The following is a 19,693-nucleotide window of genomic DNA, read 5'->3' on the forward strand; positions in this document are numbered from 1 at the left end:
ATGAAGTCCCTGAACGTCAAGAAGGGTGACCGCGTCAAGGTCATCGCCGGCAAGGACAAGGGCACCATCGGCGAGATCATCGCCGTCGACGTCGAGCGCCAGCGCGTGACCGTCGAAGGTGTCAACATCATCAAGCGCCACCGTCGCGACCAGGCCACCCAGTCCGGTCAGCAGACCAAGGGCGGCATCATCGCCTCCGAGGCGCCGATCCACGTCTCCAACGTCCAGCTGGTCATCGGCTCGGGCAAGGACGCTCAGGTGACCCGCGTGGGCCACAAGCGCGTCGACGTGATGAAGCGTCGTCCCGACGGCTCTGAGTACGCCGCCCAGCGCAGCGTGCGCATCGCCCGTAAGACCGGGGAGGAGATCTGATGAGCGTCGAGAGCACCGAGCAGGTCGTGACCGAGACCGCCGAGAACAAGAACGTGGCCCGCGAACTGCCTCGCCTGAAGCAGAGGTACCGCGAGGAGATCGTCCCCGCGCTGCAGAGCGAGTTCAGCTTCGCCAACCCCATGCAGATCCCCGGTCTGGTCAAGATCGTGGTGAACATGGGTGTCGGTGACGCCGCCAATGACTCCAAGGTCATGGATGGCGCCATCAAGGACCTGACCGCCATCACCGGCCAGAAGCCGCAGGTGACCAAGGCCCGCAAGTCCATCGCCCAGTTCAAGCTGCGTGAGGGCCAGCCCATCGGCTGCCACGTCACGCTGCGTGGTGACCGGATGTGGGAATTCGCCGACCGGCTGCTGACCCTGGCCCTGCCCCGAATCCGCGACTTCCGCGGCCTCAACGGCAACCAGTTCGACGGCCTGGGCAACTACACCTTCGGTCTGAACGAGCAGGTCATGTTCCTGGAGATCGACCAGGACAAGATCGATCGCGTCCGCGGTATGGACATCACCTTCGTGACGTCGGCCTCCAACAACGAGGAGGGCAAGGCGCTGCTGAAGCACCTCGGCTTCCCGTTCAAGGAAGTTGACGATCCCAAGGCCAAGAAGGTGCGTCGCGGCCCGGCGTACTACAAGAAGAAGAAGTGAGGCGCTGAACCATGGCCAAGACAGCCCTGAAGGTCAAGCAGTCGCGTACCCCCAAGTTCGGCGTCCGCGCCTACACCCGCTGCCAGAAGTGCGGCCGGCCGAAGTCGGTCTACCGCAAGTTCGGTCTGTGCCGCGTGTGCCTGCGCGAGATGGCTCACAAGGGCGAGCTGCCCGGCGTGACCAAGTCGTCCTGGTGAGCTCACGGACTCACTGAGCCTGTCGCCGGCGGCGGGGGAGACCCCGCCGTCGGCGCACCATGCAGGCGCTCACCGCTGTGGTGGGCGCCGGCACCACAAACTTCCTGGCCGCCGGTCAGGACAAAGCGCGAAAGGTCATGTCTGGGTGTACCCGGGCCTGAAACCGTCGCGAGAAAGAAGTGCAAACAGCCATGACAATGACTGATCCGATCGCAGACATGCTGACTCGTCTGCGCAACGCCAATCAGGCGTTCCACGACTCGACCTCCATGCCGCATTCGAAGATCAAGGTGGGCATCGCCGAGATCCTCAAGCAGGAGGGCTACATCACCGACTTCGAGGTTGCCGAGCCCGCCGAGGGCGAGGTCGGCAAGACCCTGAAGATCACCCTGAAGTACGGCGACGACCGCAAGCGTTCCATCGCTGGCCTGCGCCGCATCAGCAAGCCCGGCCTGCGCGTCTACGCCAAGTCGACTGCGCTGCCGAAGGTGCTGGGTGGGATGGGCATCGCCATCATCTCCACCTCGCAGGGCCTGCTGACTGACAGCCAGGCACACGAGAAGTCCGTGGGCGGCGAAGTGCTCGCCTACGTCTGGTGACCCGACGAGACTGATAAGGAGAATTTGAATGTCACGCATTGGCAAGCTCCCGATCACCGTCCCGTCCGGTGTTGAGGTCAAGCTCGACGGCCAGAATGTCGAGGTGAAGGGTCCCAAGGGCACCCTGACCCACGTCGTTCCTGAGCCCATCAAGATTTCGAAGAATGAAGAAGGCCAGCTCGAGGTGGTTCGTCCTGACGACGAGCGCGAGAGCCGGTCCCTGCACGGCCTGACCCGGACCCTGGTGAACAACATGGTCATCGGTGTCACCGAGGGCTACGAGAAGAAGCTGGAGATCGTTGGCGTCGGCTACCGCGTCATGGCCAAGGGTCCCAAGCAGCTCGAGTTCGCGCTCGGCTTCTCCCACCCGGTGATCATTGACGCCCCCGAGGGCATCACCTTCGCCGTCGAGAAGCCCACCGCGTTCAGCGTCCAGGGCATCGACAAGCAGGTTGTGGGCGAGGTTGCGGCCAACATCCGCAAGCTCCGCAAGCCCGAGCCCTACAAGGGCAAGGGTGTGCGTTACGCCGGCGAGCAGGTTCGCCGCAAGGTCGGAAAGGCTGGTAAGTGACCATGGGTATCTCTCTGGGAGTCCGCAAGGGACTGGCTCCGAAGACTGCGTCGCGTCTGCGTCGTCAGGCTCGTGGCCGCAAGAAGATCCACGGTTCGGCCGAGCGTCCGCGCATGGTCGTCACCCGTTCCGCCCGCCACATCGGCGTCCAGGTCATCGACGACGTGCAGGGTCACACCCTGGCGTCGGCCTCGACCATGGAGGCTGCCGTTCGTGGTGCCAGCGGCGACAAGTCTGCCAAGGCTGCGAAGGTCGGCGAGCTGATCGCCGAGCGCGCGAAGGCCGCTGGCGTCGAGAACGTGGTCTTTGACCGCGCCGGAAACAAGTACCACGGTCGCATCGCTGCGCTGGCTGACGCCGCGCGCGAGGCTGGCCTCGGGTTCTGATCACGACTGAAAGGCAAAAGACGATGAGTGAAACTCAGCGCCGCGGTGGCGGTGCCGGAGGCGGCGAGCGTCGGGGTCGTGAGGACCGTCGAGGCAACGCCAAGCAGACCGAAGAGAAGTCGCAGTACCTGGAGCGCGTGGTTGCGATCAACCGCGTCGCCAAGGTGGTCCAGGGTGGCCGCCGGTTCAGCTTCACCGCACTGGTTGTGGTGGGCGACGGCGAGGGCACCGTGGGCGTCGGCTACGGAAAGGCCAAGGAGGTGCCCGCGGCGATCGCCAAGGGTGTCGAGGAGGCCAAGAAGCATTTCTTCAAGGTGCCGCTGATCCAGCGGACCATTCCGCACCCCGTCCAGGGCGAGAAGGCCGCTGGCGTCGTGATGCTGCGTCCGGCTTCGCCCGGTACCGGTGTCATCGCCGGTGGTTCGGCTCGCGCCGTGCTGGAGTGCGCCGGTGTGCACGATGTGCTCGCCAAGTCCCTGGGCTCGCCCAACGCCATCAACGTGGTGCACGCCACCGTTGAGGCGCTGCAGATGCTTGAGGAGCCGGAGCAGATCGCGAAGCGTCGCGGCAAGTCCGTCGAGGACGTTGCCCCGGCCGCGCTGCTGAAGGCTCGCAAGGAAGGGGTGACCAACTGATGGCACGCCTGAAGGTGACCCAGAAGAAGTCCAGCATCGGTGGCAAGCAGAACCAGCGCGAGACCCTGCGTACGCTGGGCCTCAAGCGGATCGGCGATGTCGTCGTGAAGGAGGACCGTCCCGAGATTCGTGGAATGGTCAAGACCGTGCAGCACCTGGTTGCTGTGGAAGAGGTTGAGTGACATGGCGTTGAAGGTTCATCACCTGCGTCCTGCCCCCGGCGCCAAGACCGCCAAGACCCGCGTTGGTCGTGGTGAGGGCTCCAAGGGCAAGACTGCTGGTCGCGGTACCAAGGGTACCGGCGCGCGGAAGAACGTCCCCGAGAACTTCGAGGGTGGCCAGATGCCGATGCACATGCGTCTGCCGAAGGTCAAGGGCTTCAAGAACCCGTTCCGCACCGAGTACCAGGTTGTCAACGTTGGCACCATCGCCGAGCTGTTCCCGGAAGGCGGCGCCGTGAGCGTCGACGACCTGGTGGCCAAGGGCGCCGTCCGCAAGGGCCGCCTGGTGAAGGTGCTGGGCAATGGCGACATCCAGGTTGCCGTGCAGGTGAGCGCCGACGCGTTCACCGGCTCGGCCAAGGAGAAGATCGAGAAGGCTGGTGGCTCCGCTACGGAGCTGTGATCCACGCCTGACACAAGCGGGGCGGTACCACTTCGGTGGTGCCGCCCCGTTTCTGCGTGTTCGGGCTTGAGGGCGGATGGTGGCCGTTGGTGGAGTAGGGTGGCGCCACGAAAGGGCCCCTCGACAGGCTCGGGGATCGTGGTTGGGTCGGGCACTGACGTGACCGCGATGGCCGAGCCTGTCGAGGCCTCCAGACAACCGTCAGGCCGGCACCACCTTGCGCAGCTCCGGGTAGTGGCAGGCCGACGGGTGTTCACCAGCGCCCTCGGAAGCGGGCACGAGCTGCGGTTCCTCGGCGCAGCACTTCTCCGTCGCCTTCCAGCAGCGGGTGTGGAAGCGGCAACCAGACGGGGGATTGGCGGGACTGGGCACGTCACCGGTGAGCACGATCTGGTCGCGCTTGCCGCGCAGCGTCGGGTCGGGTAGCGGCACGGCCGACAGCAACGCCTGGGTGTAGGGATGGGTCGGGCGTTCGTAGATCTGCTGGTCGTCGCCGATCTCCACCATCTTGCCCAGGTACATCACGCCCACCCGGTCGGAGATGTGCCGTACCACCGCGAGGTCATGCGCGATGAAGACATAGGCCAGGCCGAGTTCGCTCTGCAGCTTCTCCAGCAGGTTGACCACCTGGGCCTGCACGGATACGTCCAGGGCACTGACCGGCTCGTCGCAGATCAGCACCTTGGGGTTCAGCGCAATGCCGCGCGCAATCCCGATCCGCTGGCGCTGGCCGCCGCTGAACTGGTGCGGGTAGCGGTTGATGTGCTCCGGGTTGAGACCCACCTGCTCCAACAATTCCTGCACCCGCTGGCGTCGGCCCTTCTTGCCGACGGCGTCGGGGTGGATCTCGAAGGGTTCGCCGATGATGTCGCCGACGGTCATCCGCGGGTTGAGCGACGTGTAGGGATCCTGGAAGACGATCTGGATGTCGCGGCGCAGCCGACGCATCGCCGATCCGGACTTGGCGTGCACATTCTCACCCTGGAAGGTGAGGGTGCCCTCGGTGGGTTCCTCCAGCCGCATCAGCAGGCGGCCCAAGGTGGACTTGCCGCAGCCGGATTCACCGACGATGCCCAGCGTCTCGCCGGGGTACAGATCGAGGTCGACGCCGTCGACGGCCTTGACGCTCCCGACGGTGTGCCGGATGATGCCGCCCTTGATCGGGTAGTGCTTCTTCAAGCCGCGAGCGGACAGGATGGGGGAGCTGACCGGGTCAGCCATGGAAGACCTCCTGGGCGTAGTGGCAGGCGCTGGCGCGATCGGGGGAGGCGGCGGGATCGGCCACGGGCAGCAGGGCCGGCGCCTGGCCGGTGCGGCACCGATCCGTGGCGCGCGGGCACCTCGGGTGGAAGGCACAACCAGCCGGGATCGCCAGCAGATTGGGCGGCAGGCCGCCAATGGCGCGCAGGGTCTGTCCCTTCTGGTCCAGCCGGGGGATCGAGTCGATCAGGCCACGGGTGTAGGGGTGGGCCGGGCGGGCATAGGTGTCAGCCACGTCAGCGGTCTCCACCATCCGACCGGCATACATCACATTGATTCGGTCGGCGACGTCGGCCACCACACCGAGGTCATGGGTGATCAGGATCAGCCCCATGCCGGACTCGTCCTGCAACTCCTTCAACAGGTCCATGATCTGGGCCTGTACCGTGACGTCCAGGGCTGTGGTGGGCTCGTCGGCGATCAGCACCTCGGGTTCCAGGGCGATGGCCATTGCGATCATGATCCGCTGGCGCATGCCACCACTGAACTGGTGCGGATAGGCCTTGACTCGTTCCCGGGCGGCCGGGATCTGCACCCTTTCCATCAGCTGGATGGCCTTGTCCTGGGCGTCGGACTTGTTGAGGCCCCGATGGATCCGGAACATCTCGGCAATCTGCCAGCCCACCGGGAAGACCGGGTTGAGGGAGCTGAGCGCATCCTGGAAGATCATCGACAACAACGGGCCGCGGGTGCACTGGCGCTGCTTCTCGGGCAGCTGCAGCAGGTCCACCCCGCGGTAGACCACCTCGCCGCCGGTCACGTAGCCGGGCGGGCTGTCGATGATGCCCAGCACGGCCTGGGCCGTGACGGACTTGCCGGAACCGGATTCCCCCAGGATGGCGAGCGTCTCCCCCTGGTCGAGGTTGAAGGTGACGCCATTGATGGCGTGCGCCACACCCTGACGCATCCGGAATTCGACCTGCAGGTCGTTGACCCGCAGGAGGGGGGCATCCCAGTCGAAACCGATCCGGTCGACGCCGATGCTGGTCTGCTTCTTCGTTGTGGAGGTCACGGGTCACCGCAGCTTCGGGTCGAGGGCGTCGCGGATGACCTCACCAAGCATGATGAATGCCAGCACGGTCAGCGACAGGAAGATGGACGGGAAGGCCAACATCCAGGGCGCGGACTGGATGTAGCCCAGGCCGGAAGCCTCGCTGATCGCGATGCCCCAGCTGATCACCGGGGGGCGCAACCCGATGCCCAGGAAGCTCAGGGTGGCCTCGACGGCGATGTAGCTGCCCAGGTTGATGGTGGCGACCACCATCACGGCGGCCATGGCATTGGGCAGGATGTGGGAGGTGATGATCCGCCAGGGGCTGGCGCCCAGTGCCCGGGCCGCCTGGACATATTCGTTCGGTTTGACCTGCAGTACCGACGAGCGCATCAGCCGAGCGATGCTGGGCCAGCCGAGCACGACCAGCGCGGCGACCACCTTGGCCACCACCACCAGATAGGGGGTTTCGGAGGTGGACGGGAAGGAGTACAGGATCACGATGCCGCCCAGCAGCAGCGGAATGGCGAAGAAGACCTCGCCGATGCGGGAGAGCAGCGTGTCAACCCAGCCCCCGGCATAGCCGGCGATGATGCCCACCAGCCCGCCAAGCAGGGTGGTTCCAATGGTGGTGAACAGACCCACCAGGATGGAGGAGCGGGCACCGTAGATGGTGCGCGAGTAGACATCGCAGCCCTGCAGGTCGGTGCCGAACCAGTGGGCCGCGCTGGGGGCCTCCCGGGAGATCTGCAGCTGGCACTTGTACGGGTCTATCCGGGTGAACAGCTGGGGCACCAGGGCCATCGTGACCAGCAGGACGATCAGCACCACCGAGACCCAGAAGAGCGGATTGTGCTTCATCTCCAACCAGGCGTCGGTCCACAGGGAATGCGGCTTCTCCTGACCCGCATCGGCGCTGGGCTGGGCGGACAGGTCGACGTCCGTGCCAACCGAGCCGGGATTGGGGACATTCATCGGGTCAGTCATGGGAGATCCTCGGGTCGAGCACGCTGTACAGGACGTCCACGATCAGGTTCATCAGCAGGTAGACCAGTACCAGACAGGTGACCGCGCCGACGACGGAGATGCCGTCGCGCTGGTTGATGGAACGAAAGATGAAGCCGCCAATTCCGTTGATGTTGAAGATCCGTTCCGTGACGATCGCCCCACCCATCAGCGCCCCGAAGTCGTAGCCCATGAAGGTGATCACCGGAATCAGGGAGTTGCGCAGGGCGTGCACGCGAATGGTGCGCGAGACGCTCAGTCCCTTGGCCTTGGCGGTGCGGACGTAGTCCGCCCGCAGGTTCTCCACCAGATTGGTGCGGGTCAGCCGGGCCACGTAGGCCACCGACAGGGAGCCCAGGACCAGACCGGGCAGGATCAGCTGTTGTAGCGTGCCCTGGCTCGCGGTGACGGGGATGGTCTTGTTCAACCCGGCCTTGAGCACGGCGAACTGGGACATGCCACCGATCACGAAGACGGGGATGGAGATGACCACCAGGGTGGAGACGGTGACCAGGTTGTCGATGAAGCGGCCCTTGCGAATGCCCGCCAGCACACCGGCGGCAATCCCGACGACGGCCTCGAAGGCGAGCGCGATCAGGGCCAGTTTCACGGTGGTGGGGTAGCGGACCGCCAGTTCCGAGGCAACGGTGTTGTGGTAGAAGTTCACGCCCAGATCGCCCTGCACCAACTTGCCCAGGTAGAGCAGGTACTGCATCAGCAGCGGCTTGTCCAGGTTGTATTCGGACTTGAAGGCCTCGATGTAGGCGGGGGTGCAGTCACGCTCACCACAGCGTCCTTCCCAGGGCTCCCCGGGAAGCGCGAAGACCAGGAGGTAGAGCAGGAAGGTGGCGCCCAGGATCACCGGGATCATCTGGATCAGGCGCCGCAGGACGTACTTGATCATGGAACTCCTTTGGTCCCACGCGATGCGGTGGTGCCCCGGATGGTCCCGGGCACCACCGCATTGCAGTGGGGGTCAGCGAATCACAGGACGACTGGGGTCACTTGACGCTGATGGCGCTCATGTCCAGCGTGCCGAAGGGGGTCACCTTCACATTCGTCACCTTGGTCGACCACGCGGCCGGGGTGGCTGCGCTCCACAGCGGGATCACCGGCAGATCCTTGGCGAGCATCGCCTCGGCCTCCTGGTAGAGCTTGTTGGCCTCCTCCGGCGTCTTGGCCGCGGCCGCTTCCACCAGCTTCTTGTCGAAGTCCGGGTTGTCGTACTTCGCGTCGTTCGAGGCCGCGTTCTTGGTGTACAGCGGGGTCAGGAAGTTCTCGATCGACGGGTAGTCCATCTTCCAGCCACTGCGGTGGGTGCCCTTCAGCTCGCCCGCCTTGATCTGGGTGCGCAGGGTCTTGAAGTCCGGAGTGGTGTTGACCTGGCAGTTGAGGCCCAGGTTCTCCTTGAGCTGGTTGCAGACGGCATCGGCCCACAGCTTGTGGCCGCCATCGCCGTTCACCGAGATCTGGAAGACCCCCTTGTAGCCACCCGCAGCGTCATAGGCCTTCTTGGCGGCGTCCTTGTCAAAGGTGCAGACATCGCCGCAGGCGCCGTCCTTGAAGCCGTCGACGACGGGGGAGACCCAGCCGGTCGCAGGCTGGCGGGTACCGTTGAAGACCTTTTCGGTGATGGTCTTGCGGTCGATTGCCTGGCTGATGGCCTTGCGCATCTCGACGTTCTTGAGCTGTTCGTCGCCGGGGGTGAAGGTGAGGGTCTGGTGCACACCCGACTCACGAACGGTGGTGCGATCCTCGCCCAGCTGGGTCTTCCACTGGTCGCCGGCCAGCTGGTCGGACGGGATGATGTCGGTGAAGTCCAGCTGATCGGCCTGGAGCTCGGTGTAGGCCGCGGCCGCGTCGTTGTAGATCCGGTAGGTCACCTTGTCCACGTGGGCCTTGTAGTCACCGGTGTATTCCGGATTCTTCTCCAGGACGATCTCGGTGGCGGTGTTGCTGGTGATCTTGAAAGCACCGGCGCCCACCGGCATCTTGCCGAACTCAGCAGACTTCGGGTCGGTGAAGAAGGCGTCGGGCTGGGGCACGAAGGCCGTATAGCCCAGCCGGACCGGCAGGTTGGAGACCGGCTCCGTGGTGGTGATGGTGAAGCTGGTCTCATCCACCACCTTCAACCCGCTCAGCTTGTCGGTCTTGGGCTTGGTCTTGCACTGCTCGTCGGGGCACTGCAGATCGGCGAAGCCGGCCACCGGCTCCAAGAAGTAGCCATTCTGCTGGCCATTGGGGGCATAGGCGGCGTAGTTCCAGGCATCGACGAAGTTGGACGCCTTGACCGCGCTACCGTCACTGAACTTTCGTCCCGGCTTCAACTTCACGGTGAAAACCTTGTTGTCCGTGGTTTCGATCGATTCGGCCAGATCCATTTCCGGGGCAGCCGTGTCGCTGTTGTAGCGAACCAGCTTGGCGGTGACGGCGTCCAGCACATTGCCGCCGCAGACCTCGGTGGTGTTGGAACCGATCAGAGGATTCTCGGGCGTGCATCCACGCACGATGATGGAACCGCCATCCTTGGGGGCGTCGGTGCCGGTGGACTTGTCGCCCGCCGAATTGCCGCCGCAGCCGCTGGCCACGAGAGCGACGGACGTCACGGCGAGGGCGAGGGAGCGAGAGACTCGCATCTGTGCCTCCTGGTTTGAGGGGATTACCCCGAAGGTGGAAGTGTTGCCCGCCGATTCCGTGGCGCCGTTGCCGGTGGATGGGAGCCGGACGAGCAGGTGGCCCAAAAAGTACACGCCCGGGCGGCTGATGGGAATGGTGGTTCACTGGCTGTCACAAAACCGTTATCAAGCCGTGTCGTGCCTGGGGGACGCCCTTTGCACGCCGGGGAGTCCGTCGAATGTTGGGAATGAACGTCTGCTTGATAGGCTGGCGCGGCTGCCCTCCGTGCGTGGGCGGCGCCCCGAGCTCGTGACGGTACCCGTGCCCCACGAAGAACGATCAAAGAGAGTTCTCCTTCATGCTTTCAGCCTTTGGTAACGCGTTCAGGTCGCCGGACCTTCGCAAGAAGATCCTGTTCACCCTGTTCATCCTGGCCGTGTTCCGGTTGGGCTCCACGGTGCCGACGCCGAATGTGAACGTGGTACGGATCGACGAGTGCCGCACCTTGGCCGAGTCCGGTGCCAGCGGCGGCCTGTACTCGATCATCAACCTGTTCTCCGGCGGCGCCCTGCTGCAATTGTCGATCTTCGCGCTGGGCATCATGCCCTACATCACCAGCTCGATCATCCTGCAGCTGTTGACGGTGGTGATCCCGCGCTTGGAGTCGCTGAAGAAGGAGGGCGCCTCCGGACAGCAGAAGATCACCCAGTACACCCGCTACCTGACGCTGGTGCTGGCGGTGCTCAATGCCACCGCCTTCGTCACCATGGCCCGCAACGGGCAGCTCTTCCCCGGTTGCGAGGGGATCATCTACGACGAGGGGATCTTCCCGATCGTGGTGATGATCCTGGTGATGACCGCCGGCACCTCGATCATCATGTGGATGGGCGAGCTGGTCACCGACCGGGGCATCGGCAATGGCATGTCGATCATGATCTTCACCCAGATCGCCGCCCAGTTCCCGGCCTCGCTGTGGTCCATCAAGACTTCCCGCACCGGCGCGAACGCCTGGCTGGTCTTCGGCCTGGTGATCGCCATCGGCCTGCTGGTGATGGCCGGCATCATCTTCGTCGAGCAGGCCCAGCGTCGCATTCCGGTGCAGTACGCCAAGCGGATGGTCGGCAAGCGACTGTTCGGTGGCACCACCACCTACATCCCGCTGAAGGTGAACCAGGCCGGCGTCATCCCGGTGATCTTCGCCTCCTCCATGCTCTACCTTCCGGTGTTGTACGCCACCTTCCAGAAGGACACCCCGGCGGCGCGCTGGATCAATGCCAATTTCACCGGCAGCGGCGGCAACCACCAGCCGATCTACAACGCGGTCTTCTTCCTGTTGATCATCGGCTTCACCTATTTCTACGTCGCGATCACCTTCGACCCAGTCGAGATCAGTGACAACATGAAGAAGTACGGCGGTTTCATCCCGGGCATCCGCGCGGGCAAGCCGACGGAGGACTACCTGGCCTACGTGCTCTCGCGCCTGACCGCGCCGGGCTCGCTGTACCTGGCCCTGATTTCGCTGATCCCCACCATCGCGTTCATGACGCTCGGGGCGGCGCAGAACTTCCCCTTCGGCGGAACCTCCATCCTCATCATCGTGGGTGTGGCTCTTGACACGGTGAAGCAGATCGAGAGCCAGCTCCAGCAACGCAACTACGAAGGATTCCTGAAGTGAGAATGCTGATCATGGGCGCCCCCGGCGCCGGCAAGGGCACCCAGGCCAAGCTGATTGCCAATCACTACCGCATTCCGGCCATCTCCACTGGGGCGATCTTCCGCGCCAACATCGCGGCCAGGACGCCACTGGGCCAGCGGGTGGACCAGTTGATCGGCGCTGGTGAATTCGTGCCCGACGTGATCACCACCGCTGTCGTGGCCAAGCGGCTGCTGGAGCCGGACGCCAGCAATGGCTGGTTGCTGGACGGCTATCCGCGCACCACCGAGCAGGTGGAGGCGTTGGACATCATCCTGGAGGATGCCAAGCGTCACCTGGACTGCGTGCTCTGCCTGGAGACCGACGAGGAGACCCTGATCCAGCGGCTGGTCAAGCGCGCCGAGATCGAGGGGCGCGCCGACGACAACGAGGAGACCATTCGTCGCCGGATGGAGGTCTACGCCGAGGAGACCGCGCCCCTGCTGGCCATCTACCAGGAGCGCGGCATGCTGGTTCGCGTCGACGGCGAGGGCAGCGTGGACGAGGTCGCCGCCCGGATCTTCGCCGCCCTGGACAAGGTCGCCAGCCGCTGATGTTCTCCCGTGGCATCGAGCTGAAGAAGCCCGAACAGGTCAAGCAGATGCGGCGCGCCGGACTGGTCGTCGCCAAGGTTCTGGACGAACTGGGCCGACGGGTGGCGGTGGGTGTCACCACCGCCGAGCTCGATGCCGTGGCGCGGGAGATGCTGGCCGAGCAGGGAGCCACCTCCAACTTCCTCAACTACGGCGCGGAGTGGGGCTATCCGCCCTACCCGGCGGTTGCCTGCATCTCCGTCGACGAGCAGATCGTGCATGGCATCCCCAGCGAGCGCAAGCTGGTCGACGGGGACATCGTGAGCGTGGACTTCGGCGCCATCATCGACGGCTGGCACGGCGACGCCGCGCGCACCTTCCTGGTCGGAGATGTGAGCCAGCAGCACCGCGAGTTGAGCGATGCCACCCGGGAATCCATGTGGGCCGGGATCGGCGCCGCCCGGCTCGGCGGCCGGGTGGGGGACATCTCGCACGCCATCGAGTGCTCCATCCTGGGCCACCAGCGCGGCTATGGCATCGTGCGGGAGTACACCGGGCACGGGATCGGCACCGCCATGCACCAGCCGCCGGACGTGCCCAACTACGGCAAGGCCGGCCGGGGGCCCAAGGTGGTGGAGGGTCTGGTGCTGGCTATCGAACCGATGGTCACCACCGGCAGCGAGGACGCCGTCACCCTGGACGACGAATGGACCGTGGTCACCCACGACGGCAGCTGGGCCTCCCACTGGGAGAACACCGTGACGGTCACCAAGCACGGCCTGTGGGTGCTCACCGAGCTGGACGGCGGCGAGGCGGAGCTGACGGCCCGCGGCTTGCCCTTCGGTCCGCTGGCCGACTGACGGTCCCGCTCACCGCTGGCGTAGGCCGCGATTGTGGCCGAGCAGGTTGACCGCCGCCGTGGTCCGTTCCCGGGCCTGGGCCAGCCGCTCGCGGTCACCCCTTCCCGAGGCCAGCTGCTCGTTCACCAGTAGCACCCGGGCCGGGGAACCGGAGGTGGCGTGCGTGGTCAGGGTGGGGTGGTATTCAGCGTGGCTGACGGTGAACCGCCCGTCGGGCTGCTCGGTGAAGGTGAACCGGGTGGTGATGCCCTCATAGCCGCGGGGGACCGAGGTGAGGTGCTGGGCCACCAGGTTTCCCAGCCCATAGGCCACCCACTTGCCGTTCACCCGGGTGATCGGCTGAACGACGTGCACGTGATGGCCGTAGACCAGATCGACGTCGTCCGAGGCGGTGAGCTTCTTGGCCAGCGCCACCTGCTGAGGATTGGGGCGGGTCTGGTACTCGTCGCCGCCGTGCACCCCTACCAGCACGATGTGTGCGCCCGCCCGCCGCGCGACCTGGGCGCGTTTCAGCAGCGAGTCGGCGTCGATGCCGGACCACGCCCATGGCCGATCCTTCGGCACCGGGATTCCATTGGTGCCGTAGGCGCCTTCGACCACGGCAATCCGGACGCCGTCGGAGGTGGTGAAGATCACCGGTGTGTCCGCCTCCTGCTGGCTGCGGGCGGTCCCGACATGCTTCAGTCCCACCGCGTCCATCTGGTCGAGGGTAGTGCGCAGGCCCTCGAAGCCCTGGTCCAGACTGTGGTTGGAGGCTGTCGTGCACAGGTCATAGCCCAGGTCCTTCACGGCGCGCAGCGTTTGCGGCGGGGCAGAGAAGGCTGGGTAGGAGTGATAGGGGCCACCGGCCTTGGCCACTGGTACCTCGTTGTGGCAGATGGCCAGGTCTGCGGCCGCGACGAGCGGTCTCATCGCAGCGAGCGTGGGCGCGAAATCCATCGCGTCGGGTCCCTGCTGGCCGGCCCGGGCCGCGTCCTCCCTGGCCCCGAACCAGAGCGTGTTGTGCCACAGCAGATCGCCATTCATCACCACCGTGGCTGTCCTGGGGGGAACTGACGATGCGCTGGCGGGAGTCGGGCTGGACACGGGTCGCGCAGGGGCACTGGCACCGCCCGAGTGGCTGCAGGCCGTCAGCGCCAGGATGAGGCCAAGGGTCGGGCTGACTCGTGAGGACAGGGTACGGGGCACGTAATACTCTTATCGAGCAAAGAGGTCAGATGACCTATTCGGGGTGGCGCGAGACTGCTGAACTCAGTGCCTTGCCCGTCGCCTCTTCGCGAATATTCGGCCAAAGTCCTGGTGCGCCATGAGGTTTCTTGGTGTTGACTGACTTCGTGACGAAATCAACTTTGCCGACAGATCTGCAGATCGCTCGCGCCGCGAAGCTGGACCCGATCGACGAGGTTGCCGCTCGCGCCGGAATCGACGCCAGCCGGGTGGAGCCGTACGGCAGCAGCGTGGCGAAGATCGGCCTGCAGGCCATCGTTGACCTTGCCCCCAACCCCGATGCGAAGTATGTGGTGATCACCGCGTTGACGCCGACGCCACTGGGGGAGGGCAAGACCACCACCGCCGTCGGTCTGGCCCAGGGCCTGGCCAAGCTGGGGCGCCGCTCGATGCTGGCGCTGCGCCAGCCGTCGCTGGGCCCCACCTTCGGAGTGAAGGGCGGGGCCGCCGGTGGCGGCTACTCGCAGGTGCTGCCGATGGAGACGCTGAACCTGCACCTCACCGGTGATTTCCACGCGATCACCACCGCGCACGACCTGCTGGCGGCGATGATCGACAACCACCTGTACCACGGCAACGAGCTGGGGATCGATCCGCACTCGATCAGCTGGCGTCGGGTGATCGACATGAACGACCGCTCGCTGCGCAATGTGATCGTGGGGCTGGGCGCCCGGCTGGACGGGGTTCCCCGGCAGGCCGGCTTCGACATCACCGCGGCCAGCGAGGTGGGCGTCTGCCTGGCCCTGGCCACCAGCCTGCGGGATCTGCGGGAGCGGCTGGGCCGGATCGTGGTGGGTTACACCGTCGACGGCAAGCCGGTGACCGCCGAAGACCTGAAGGCGGCCGGTGCGATGACCGTGATCATGCGCGACGCAATCAAGCCCAACCTGATGCAGACCACGGAGAACACCCCGGTGCTGATCCACGCCGGGCCCTTCGGCAACATCGCCACCGGCAATTCGTCGGTGATCGCCGACCAGATCGGGATCAAGGCCGCCGACTACCTGCTGACCGAGGCCGGCTTCGGAGCCGACATGGGCGCGGAGCGCTTCTTCAACGTCAAGTGTCGGGTCTCCGGGCTGCGCCCCGACGCGGCGGTGCTGGTCACCACGGTGCGCGCGCTCAAGACCCATTCCGGTCGGTTCACCGTCATCGCGGGCAAGCCGCTGCCGCCCGAGATGCTGGCCGACAATCCCGACGACGTCCGGGCCGGCGCGGACAACCTGCGCAAGCACATCGAGATCGTCCGCGGCTTCGGCGTCGCGCCGGTGGTGGCGATCAATGTCTTCCCCACCGACCACGAGGACGAGATTGCTGTGATCCGGGAGATCGCCGAGCAGGCGGGTGCCCGGGTGGCCGCGTCCACCCACGTCGTCGACGGCGGCGCCGGCGCCGTTGAGCTGGCCCGGGTGCTGGAGGAGGCCTGCCAGGACCAGACCGACTTCCGCTACACCTACGAGTCGACCGATTCGCTGACCGACAAGATCACCAAGGTGGCCACCCGGGTCTATGGGGCCGACGGGGTGGAGGTGCTGCCCGCCGCCAGGAAGGAGCTGGCGCACTTCGAGGAGCTGGGGTACGGCCACTTCCCGGTGGTGATCGCCAAGACCCACCTGTCGATCTCGCACGATCCCAAGCTCCGCGGCGCGCCGACGGGCTGGACGCTCCCGGTACGCGAGGTCCGGCTGGCCGCCGGAGCGGGTTATGTCTATGCGATCTGTGGCGAGATGCGCACCATGCCCGGTCTGGGCAAGCACCCCGCGGCGGAGCGGATCGACATCGACGAGCACGGCCAGGTGGTGGGTCTGTTCTGACGGCTCGAAGCCAGCCACGCTCCCCGAGCCTGTCCAGGGGTCTGTGAAGTGAGGCCTCGACGGGCTCGGCCATCGTGGTTGCGTGAGCCACGGCCCCGAGCCTGTCGAGGAGTCCTCAGGAAGTCAGCGACCGGCGCCGTCGGAACCGAAGAACTTCTTCCACGGCACGTCGACCGCCTTGTCCTCGCCGACCACCTCGTACAGGTGGCGCAGCAGCGGGAACTGCTCCGGCGGCACGACGCCGCGCTCGGTCAGCGCCTTGAGCGCCTGGCCGACGACGACGATGCAGGTGGCACCCTCCAGGGTGACGCCGGGCATCTTGGCCTTGGCCTCGCTGAAGGTCAGGCCAGTGCCCACCAGGGTTCCGACCTTCACATTGCGCCCGCCCATGCTGGTGACGAAGCAGTCACCGATGCCGGCGATGCCCATCACGGTCTGCGGATCGCAGCCGAGCAGCTGCAGCCACTCCTGCATCTCGATGGAGGCCTGACCGAAGATCGCGGCCCCGTAGTTGTAGTTCACGTAGGGGGACTCGACCGCGTCCTCGGACTGCAGCTTCTGCAGCGTGCCGTGCATGAAGCCGGCTCCGAAGGCATAGCAGTTCTTGGTGGCGGCCATCAGCTCGATGCCCTTGAAATCGGTGTTCAGCCAGACGTGGTAGTAGTCGGTCTCGAAGAGTTCGCGCCACATCTCCAGGGTCTTCATGTCGTCACCGGTGAAGGTGACGCAGGTGTGCCGGTGCACGGCCACCTCGCCCGCGATCGAGGGGCCGGCGATCGCCGACCAGGTGACCTGCTTGCGCAGTTCCTCGGGAACCTGATTGGCCAGGACATTCGGCAGGATCTCGAAATTGCCCTCGTCGTCGGCGCGCAGGCCCTTGGCCAGTGCCATCACGTGCATACCGGGGCGCAGCAGTCCGGCCAGCTGCTCACCGGCCCACTCGACGCCGAAGGAGTTCACGCCGCTCATCACCAGGTCGACGCCGTCGAAGGCCTTGGCGGCGTCCTCTAGCTGGTAGGCCTCGGTGCCCTCGGGCACCTTCAGCCCCAGATTGGGGTGGATGCCAGTCTGCTGGATGGATTCGATGATCTCGCGGTCCAGGTGGGTGCCAACCAGACGGACCGTGTGGCCGTTGTCAGTGAAGGGGGTGGCCAACGCGGTGGCCATGATGCCCGAGCCGAGCACGACGAGTGTCGCCATGGGGAGTTCCTTTCGAAGCGGACGGAATCCCGACGACCGACCGATCGGTGCCGGGGCTGGGCGCCAGCGCCCAACGGGTCCTTACGGATTCCACGCTAGTCGTTGCTGCCCGCGCGTGACAGGCGGATGACGCCGACTTCGCACCGGTTGCGTGAATTTCTCCGGTCTATTGCGTCCTCGGCGGTGCGGTACCGGCGGGGGCTGCAATTCTGGCGGGCCTGGCGGATCCCAAGGATTGTTGAACGTGCAGGACTGCGATCTTCCCGCCAGAATTGCAGCTTGTGGGTGCGGCATGGCCCGAGCGCCCAGCGCCTATGGTGGAAGACATGACGAATCACCCAGTCACCGCCACCGACGACCTCGTCGAGGACCTCCATGGGCACCGGATTGCCGATCCCTACCGCTGGCTGGAGGACGTCGACTCCGAACGCACCCGGGCCTGGGTGGCCGAGCAGCGCGCCTTCGCGGCGCAACAGTTGTCGGCGCTGCCCCACCGGGCCTTCTTTGACGACGTGATGGCGAAGGTCACCTCGCGGCCGCGCTGGTCCACCCCGTGGTGCTCCAAGGGGCTCTACTTCCAGGAACGGCACGACGGGGTACGCAACCAGCCGGTGCTGCACGTCGCCGACAGCCTCGAGGAGTTGCAGGCGGGCGGCCGGCCGCTGGTGGACCCCAACCTGTGGAGTGCCGACGGCAGCTCCTCGCTGGCCTTCATCACCGTCAACCCGCAGGCCAGCCTGATCGCCGTCGGACGCAGCGACGCCGGCTCGGACTGGACCCGGATCAGCATCATCGCCCCCGACGGCACCGCTGTTGACGACGTCGAGACCATCACCAAGTTCAGCCAAGCGCTCTGGCTGCCCGACGGGCAATCCTATGTCTACAAGGCCTTTCCCGGCGCCGGTCGGGCCGAGGGCACCGAGACGCGGGCCCTGCCGGGCTGCCGGCTCATGGTGCACCGAATCGGCGACGACCCGTCGCAGGACGTCACCTTTGCCGATTTCGAGCTGGACCCGCAGGTGCTGCCCTGGCCGGAGCTCAGCGACGACGACCGCTGGCTGGTGGCGCACCTGGCCACCGGCACCGAACGATCCAACCGGATCTGGCTCTACCCCGTCCGGGAGCAGGCAGGCCGTAGCGTGGTGGATGCCGAACCGGTCGAGCTGATCGACAAGGCCCGCGCTGCCTGGCACTACCTGGGCACCCACGACGGCGAACTGCTCTTCCACACCGACGACGACGCGCCGCAGGGCCGGGTGGTGGCGCTGCGCCAGGACGAGTGGACGCTGCGCGAGGTGGTGGCCGAGGGGGCCGCCGTGATCGATGTGGCGGCCTTGGCCGCAGAGAACCTGCTGGTGCAGACCCTGGAGGATGCCCAGACGGTGTTGCGCCGCTGGTCCTTGGGTGATGCCGAGAACCCGGGGGCGATGCTGGGCCGCGTGGAGCTTCCCGACGGGGTGTTGGACCAGATCCACGCCCGCGCCACCAGCGACGAGGTCTTCCTGGGACTCAGCACCCTGACCGAAGCGGTGGACTCCTGGCGGCTCGACGCCGCGACCGGCGTGGTGACCCAGCTCCCGGGGCCGCAGACCGATTGGCAGGCGCCGCGGTATCGCACCGAGCGTTGTCGTACCACCAGCGCGGACGGCACCCAGGTGCCCTACTTCCTGATCGTCCCCGAGGCAGTGGACCTGGCGGAGGCCCGGCCCACGATGCTCTACGGCTATGGCGGCTTCGACAGTCCGGTGCTGGCCAACCACCGCGCCACCTGGCCAGGCTGGCTGGCCGCCGGGGGAGTGCTGGTGATCGCCAACCTGCGCGGCGGCGGCGAATTCGGCCGCGATTGGTACGAGGACGGGATCAAGGCCAACAAGCAGCACGTCTTCGACGACGTGATCGCCGTGGCCGAACAGCTGGTGGCCGACGGCGTCACCACGCCGGCGCAACTGGCGATCCACGGCAAGAGCAATGGCGGCCTGCTGGTCGGCGCCGCGATCACCCAGCGGCCGGACCTGTTCGCCGTCGCCCTGCCGCACGTCGGGGTGCTGGATGCGCTGCGATTCCACAAGTTCACCATCGGCAAGGCCTGGGTCAGCGACTATGGCAATCCCGACGAGAAGCAGGACTTCGAACGGATCCTTGGCTGGTCGCCGCTGCACAACATCACGCCCGGCACCCGCTACCCGGCAACCCTGGTGCTGACCAGCGACCACGACGACCGGGTGGTGCCCGCCCACTCCTACAAGTTCACTGCCGCGCTGCAGGCCGCCCAGGTGGGCGAGGAGCCTGTCGTCGCCCGGATCGAGCCGGCCACGGGGCACGGTCTGGCCAGCAAGCCGCCCACGGTGCTGGCCGCCGAGTGCGCCGACCTGCTGGCCTTCGCGGCGCAGCACACCGGTCTGGTGCCCTCGGCGGGCCCGGGGAGTGAGCAATGAACGTTAGGGT

General features: G+C 66.1%; 21 protein-coding genes. 14 read left to right on the forward strand and 7 right to left on the reverse strand.

Annotated features, from left to right (window positions below; genetic code table 11):
- The 9 genes from rplX (at position 1) to rplO (ending at position 4,049) form a co-directional block, all read left to right on the forward strand.
- Positions 1-372, forward strand: a complete 372-nt coding sequence (gene rplX / locus AAEX57_RS09040; protein WP_342092013.1) for a 50S ribosomal protein L24 — start codon at positions 1-3, stop codon at positions 370-372.
- On the forward strand, positions 372-1,037 hold the full coding sequence (rplE, locus tag AAEX57_RS09045) for a 50S ribosomal protein L5 (RefSeq protein ID WP_342092014.1): 666 nt from the start codon (positions 372-374) through the stop codon (positions 1,035-1,037). The genes rplX and rplE overlap by 1 nt, the downstream gene beginning before the upstream one ends.
- 11 nt (positions 1,038-1,048) lie before the next feature.
- Positions 1,049-1,234 (forward strand): type Z 30S ribosomal protein S14, encoded by a 186-nt coding sequence (locus AAEX57_RS09050; RefSeq protein WP_094763878.1) that lies wholly within the window; start codon positions 1,049-1,051, stop codon positions 1,232-1,234.
- A 191-nt stretch (positions 1,235-1,425) separates the two neighbouring features.
- Entirely contained in the window at positions 1,426-1,833 is a 408-nt protein-coding gene (gene rpsH, locus AAEX57_RS09055) for a 30S ribosomal protein S8 (RefSeq protein WP_342092015.1), read from the forward strand.
- A 28-nt stretch (positions 1,834-1,861) separates the two neighbouring features.
- Positions 1,862-2,404: a 50S ribosomal protein L6 gene (rplF, locus tag AAEX57_RS09060; RefSeq protein ID WP_342092016.1), complete on the forward strand. Its 543-nt coding sequence runs from the start codon at positions 1,862-1,864 to the stop codon at positions 2,402-2,404.
- Between the two features lie 2 nt (positions 2,405-2,406).
- The gene (rplR, locus tag AAEX57_RS09065) at positions 2,407-2,790 is read left to right on the forward strand and encodes a 50S ribosomal protein L18 (protein WP_342092041.1); all 384 of its coding nucleotides are present in this window, start codon (positions 2,407-2,409) and stop codon (positions 2,788-2,790) included.
- 23 nt (positions 2,791-2,813) lie between these two features.
- Positions 2,814-3,425: a 30S ribosomal protein S5 gene (rpsE, locus tag AAEX57_RS09070; RefSeq protein ID WP_342092017.1), complete on the forward strand. Its 612-nt coding sequence runs from the start codon at positions 2,814-2,816 to the stop codon at positions 3,423-3,425.
- The gene (rpmD, locus tag AAEX57_RS09075; RefSeq protein WP_342092018.1) at positions 3,425-3,607 is read left to right on the forward strand and encodes a 50S ribosomal protein L30; all 183 of its coding nucleotides are present in this window, start codon (positions 3,425-3,427) and stop codon (positions 3,605-3,607) included. The genes rpsE and rpmD overlap by 1 nt, the downstream gene beginning before the upstream one ends.
- Before the next feature lies 1 nt (position 3,608).
- Positions 3,609-4,049, forward strand: a complete 441-nt coding sequence (gene rplO / locus AAEX57_RS09080; RefSeq protein ID WP_342092019.1) for a 50S ribosomal protein L15 — start codon at positions 3,609-3,611, stop codon at positions 4,047-4,049.
- 201 nt (positions 4,050-4,250) lie between these two features.
- Here the strand turns inward: rplO and AAEX57_RS09085 are convergent, their stop codons facing one another.
- The 5 genes from AAEX57_RS09085 to AAEX57_RS09105 form a co-directional block, all read right to left on the reverse strand.
- Positions 4,251-5,270: an ABC transporter ATP-binding protein gene (locus AAEX57_RS09085; protein ID WP_342092020.1), complete on the reverse strand. Its 1,020-nt coding sequence runs from the start codon at positions 5,268-5,270 to the stop codon at positions 4,251-4,253.
- Entirely contained in the window at positions 5,263-6,216 is a 954-nt protein-coding gene (locus AAEX57_RS09090) for an ABC transporter ATP-binding protein (RefSeq protein ID WP_342092042.1), read from the reverse strand. Before AAEX57_RS09090 ends, AAEX57_RS09085 begins: the two co-directional genes overlap by 8 nt.
- Positions 6,217-6,324: 108 nt before the next feature.
- Positions 6,325-7,287 carry an ABC transporter permease gene (locus AAEX57_RS09095; RefSeq protein WP_342092021.1) on the reverse strand — a complete coding sequence of 321 codons (963 nt, stop codon included), beginning with the start codon at positions 7,285-7,287 and terminating at the stop codon, positions 6,325-6,327.
- A complete protein-coding gene (locus AAEX57_RS09100) occupies positions 7,280-8,209 on the reverse strand; it encodes an ABC transporter permease (protein ID WP_342092022.1) in 930 nt (309 codons plus the stop codon). The genes AAEX57_RS09095 and AAEX57_RS09100 overlap by 8 nt, the downstream gene beginning before the upstream one ends.
- A gap of 97 nt (positions 8,210-8,306) precedes the next feature.
- The gene (locus tag AAEX57_RS09105) at positions 8,307-9,941 is read right to left on the reverse strand and encodes a peptide ABC transporter substrate-binding protein (protein WP_342092023.1); all 1,635 of its coding nucleotides are present in this window, start codon (positions 9,939-9,941) and stop codon (positions 8,307-8,309) included.
- 338 nt (positions 9,942-10,279) lie between these two features.
- On the opposite strand from AAEX57_RS09105, the gene secY reads away from it, so the two are divergent.
- From secY to map, 3 genes are read left to right on the forward strand one after another with little or no spacing between them, the layout of a single operon-like run.
- Positions 10,280-11,596: a preprotein translocase subunit SecY gene (secY, locus tag AAEX57_RS09110; RefSeq protein WP_342092024.1), complete on the forward strand. Its 1,317-nt coding sequence runs from the start codon at positions 10,280-10,282 to the stop codon at positions 11,594-11,596.
- Positions 11,593-12,168, forward strand: coding sequence for an adenylate kinase (locus tag AAEX57_RS09115; protein ID WP_342092025.1), 576 nt, complete (start codon positions 11,593-11,595; stop codon positions 12,166-12,168). The genes secY and AAEX57_RS09115 overlap by 4 nt, the downstream gene beginning before the upstream one ends.
- Entirely contained in the window at positions 12,168-13,007 is an 840-nt protein-coding gene (gene map / locus AAEX57_RS09120; protein WP_342092026.1) for a type I methionyl aminopeptidase, read from the forward strand. The genes AAEX57_RS09115 and map overlap by 1 nt, the downstream gene beginning before the upstream one ends.
- Positions 13,008-13,016: 9 nt before the next feature.
- On the opposite strand, the gene AAEX57_RS09125 is transcribed toward map, so the two are convergent.
- Positions 13,017-14,033 (reverse strand): CapA family protein, encoded by a 1,017-nt coding sequence (locus AAEX57_RS09125; protein ID WP_342092043.1) that lies wholly within the window; start codon positions 14,031-14,033, stop codon positions 13,017-13,019.
- Positions 14,034-14,341: 308 nt separating this feature from the next.
- Here AAEX57_RS09125 and AAEX57_RS09130 point away from each other — a divergent pair, with 308 nt between their 5' ends.
- Positions 14,342-16,048 (forward strand): formate--tetrahydrofolate ligase, encoded by a 1,707-nt coding sequence (locus AAEX57_RS09130; protein WP_342092027.1) that lies wholly within the window; start codon positions 14,342-14,344, stop codon positions 16,046-16,048.
- Between the two features lie 123 nt (positions 16,049-16,171).
- Here the strand turns inward: AAEX57_RS09130 and AAEX57_RS09135 are convergent, their stop codons facing one another.
- Positions 16,172-17,248: an NAD(P)H-dependent glycerol-3-phosphate dehydrogenase gene (locus AAEX57_RS09135; protein ID WP_342092028.1), complete on the reverse strand. Its 1,077-nt coding sequence runs from the start codon at positions 17,246-17,248 to the stop codon at positions 16,172-16,174.
- 326 nt (positions 17,249-17,574) lie between these two features.
- Between AAEX57_RS09135 and AAEX57_RS09140 the strand changes: the two genes are divergently transcribed.
- Positions 17,575-19,683, forward strand: a complete 2,109-nt coding sequence (locus AAEX57_RS09140) for a prolyl oligopeptidase family serine peptidase (protein ID WP_342092029.1) — start codon at positions 17,575-17,577, stop codon at positions 19,681-19,683.
- Positions 19,684-19,693 lie beyond the last annotated feature (10 nt).

Source organism: Luteococcus sp. H91 (assembly GCF_038433135.1).
In the GTDB taxonomy this organism is placed as follows: Bacteria; Actinomycetota; Actinomycetes; order Propionibacteriales; family Propionibacteriaceae; genus Luteococcus.

What these genes read in the sequence shown, in the direction of transcription:
- rplX (WP_342092013.1), top strand. Translation starts at nt 1, where the DNA reads ATGAAGTCCCTGAACGTCAAGAAGGGTGACCGCGTCAAGGTCATCGCC.
- rplF (WP_342092016.1), top strand. Translation starts at nt 1,862, where the DNA reads ATGTCACGCATTGGCAAGCTCCCGATCACCGTCCCGTCCGGTGTTGAG.
- AAEX57_RS09105 (WP_342092023.1), bottom strand. Translation starts at nt 9,941, where the DNA reads ATGCGAGTCTCTCGCTCCCTCGCCCTCGCCGTGACGTCCGTCGCTCTC.
- AAEX57_RS09095 (WP_342092021.1), bottom strand. Translation starts at nt 7,287, where the DNA reads ATGACTGACCCGATGAATGTCCCCAATCCCGGCTCGGTTGGCACGGAC.
- secY (WP_342092024.1), top strand. Translation starts at nt 10,280, where the DNA reads ATGCTTTCAGCCTTTGGTAACGCGTTCAGGTCGCCGGACCTTCGCAAG.
- AAEX57_RS09140 (WP_342092029.1), top strand. Translation starts at nt 17,575, where the DNA reads ATGACGAATCACCCAGTCACCGCCACCGACGACCTCGTCGAGGACCTC.
- AAEX57_RS09100 (WP_342092022.1), bottom strand. Translation starts at nt 8,209, where the DNA reads ATGATCAAGTACGTCCTGCGGCGCCTGATCCAGATGATCCCGGTGATC.
- map (WP_342092026.1), top strand. Translation starts at nt 12,168, where the DNA reads ATGTTCTCCCGTGGCATCGAGCTGAAGAAGCCCGAACAGGTCAAGCAG.
- rpsH (WP_342092015.1), top strand. Translation starts at nt 1,426, where the DNA reads ATGACAATGACTGATCCGATCGCAGACATGCTGACTCGTCTGCGCAAC.
- AAEX57_RS09085 (WP_342092020.1), bottom strand. Translation starts at nt 5,270, where the DNA reads ATGGCTGACCCGGTCAGCTCCCCCATCCTGTCCGCTCGCGGCTTGAAG.
- AAEX57_RS09050 (WP_094763878.1), top strand. Translation starts at nt 1,049, where the DNA reads ATGGCCAAGACAGCCCTGAAGGTCAAGCAGTCGCGTACCCCCAAGTTC.
- rpsE (WP_342092017.1), top strand. Translation starts at nt 2,814, where the DNA reads ATGAGTGAAACTCAGCGCCGCGGTGGCGGTGCCGGAGGCGGCGAGCGT.
- AAEX57_RS09135 (WP_342092028.1), bottom strand. Translation starts at nt 17,248, where the DNA reads ATGGCGACACTCGTCGTGCTCGGCTCGGGCATCATGGCCACCGCGTTG.
- rplO (WP_342092019.1), top strand. Translation starts at nt 3,609, where the DNA reads ATGGCGTTGAAGGTTCATCACCTGCGTCCTGCCCCCGGCGCCAAGACC.
- AAEX57_RS09090 (WP_342092042.1), bottom strand. Translation starts at nt 6,216, where the DNA reads ATGCGTCAGGGTGTGGCGCACGCCATCAATGGCGTCACCTTCAACCTC.
- rpmD (WP_342092018.1), top strand. Translation starts at nt 3,425, where the DNA reads ATGGCACGCCTGAAGGTGACCCAGAAGAAGTCCAGCATCGGTGGCAAG.
- AAEX57_RS09125 (WP_342092043.1), bottom strand. Translation starts at nt 14,033, where the DNA reads ATGAATGGCGATCTGCTGTGGCACAACACGCTCTGGTTCGGGGCCAGG.
- rplE (WP_342092014.1), top strand. Translation starts at nt 372, where the DNA reads ATGAGCGTCGAGAGCACCGAGCAGGTCGTGACCGAGACCGCCGAGAAC.
- rplR (WP_342092041.1), top strand. Translation starts at nt 2,407, where the DNA reads ATGGGTATCTCTCTGGGAGTCCGCAAGGGACTGGCTCCGAAGACTGCG.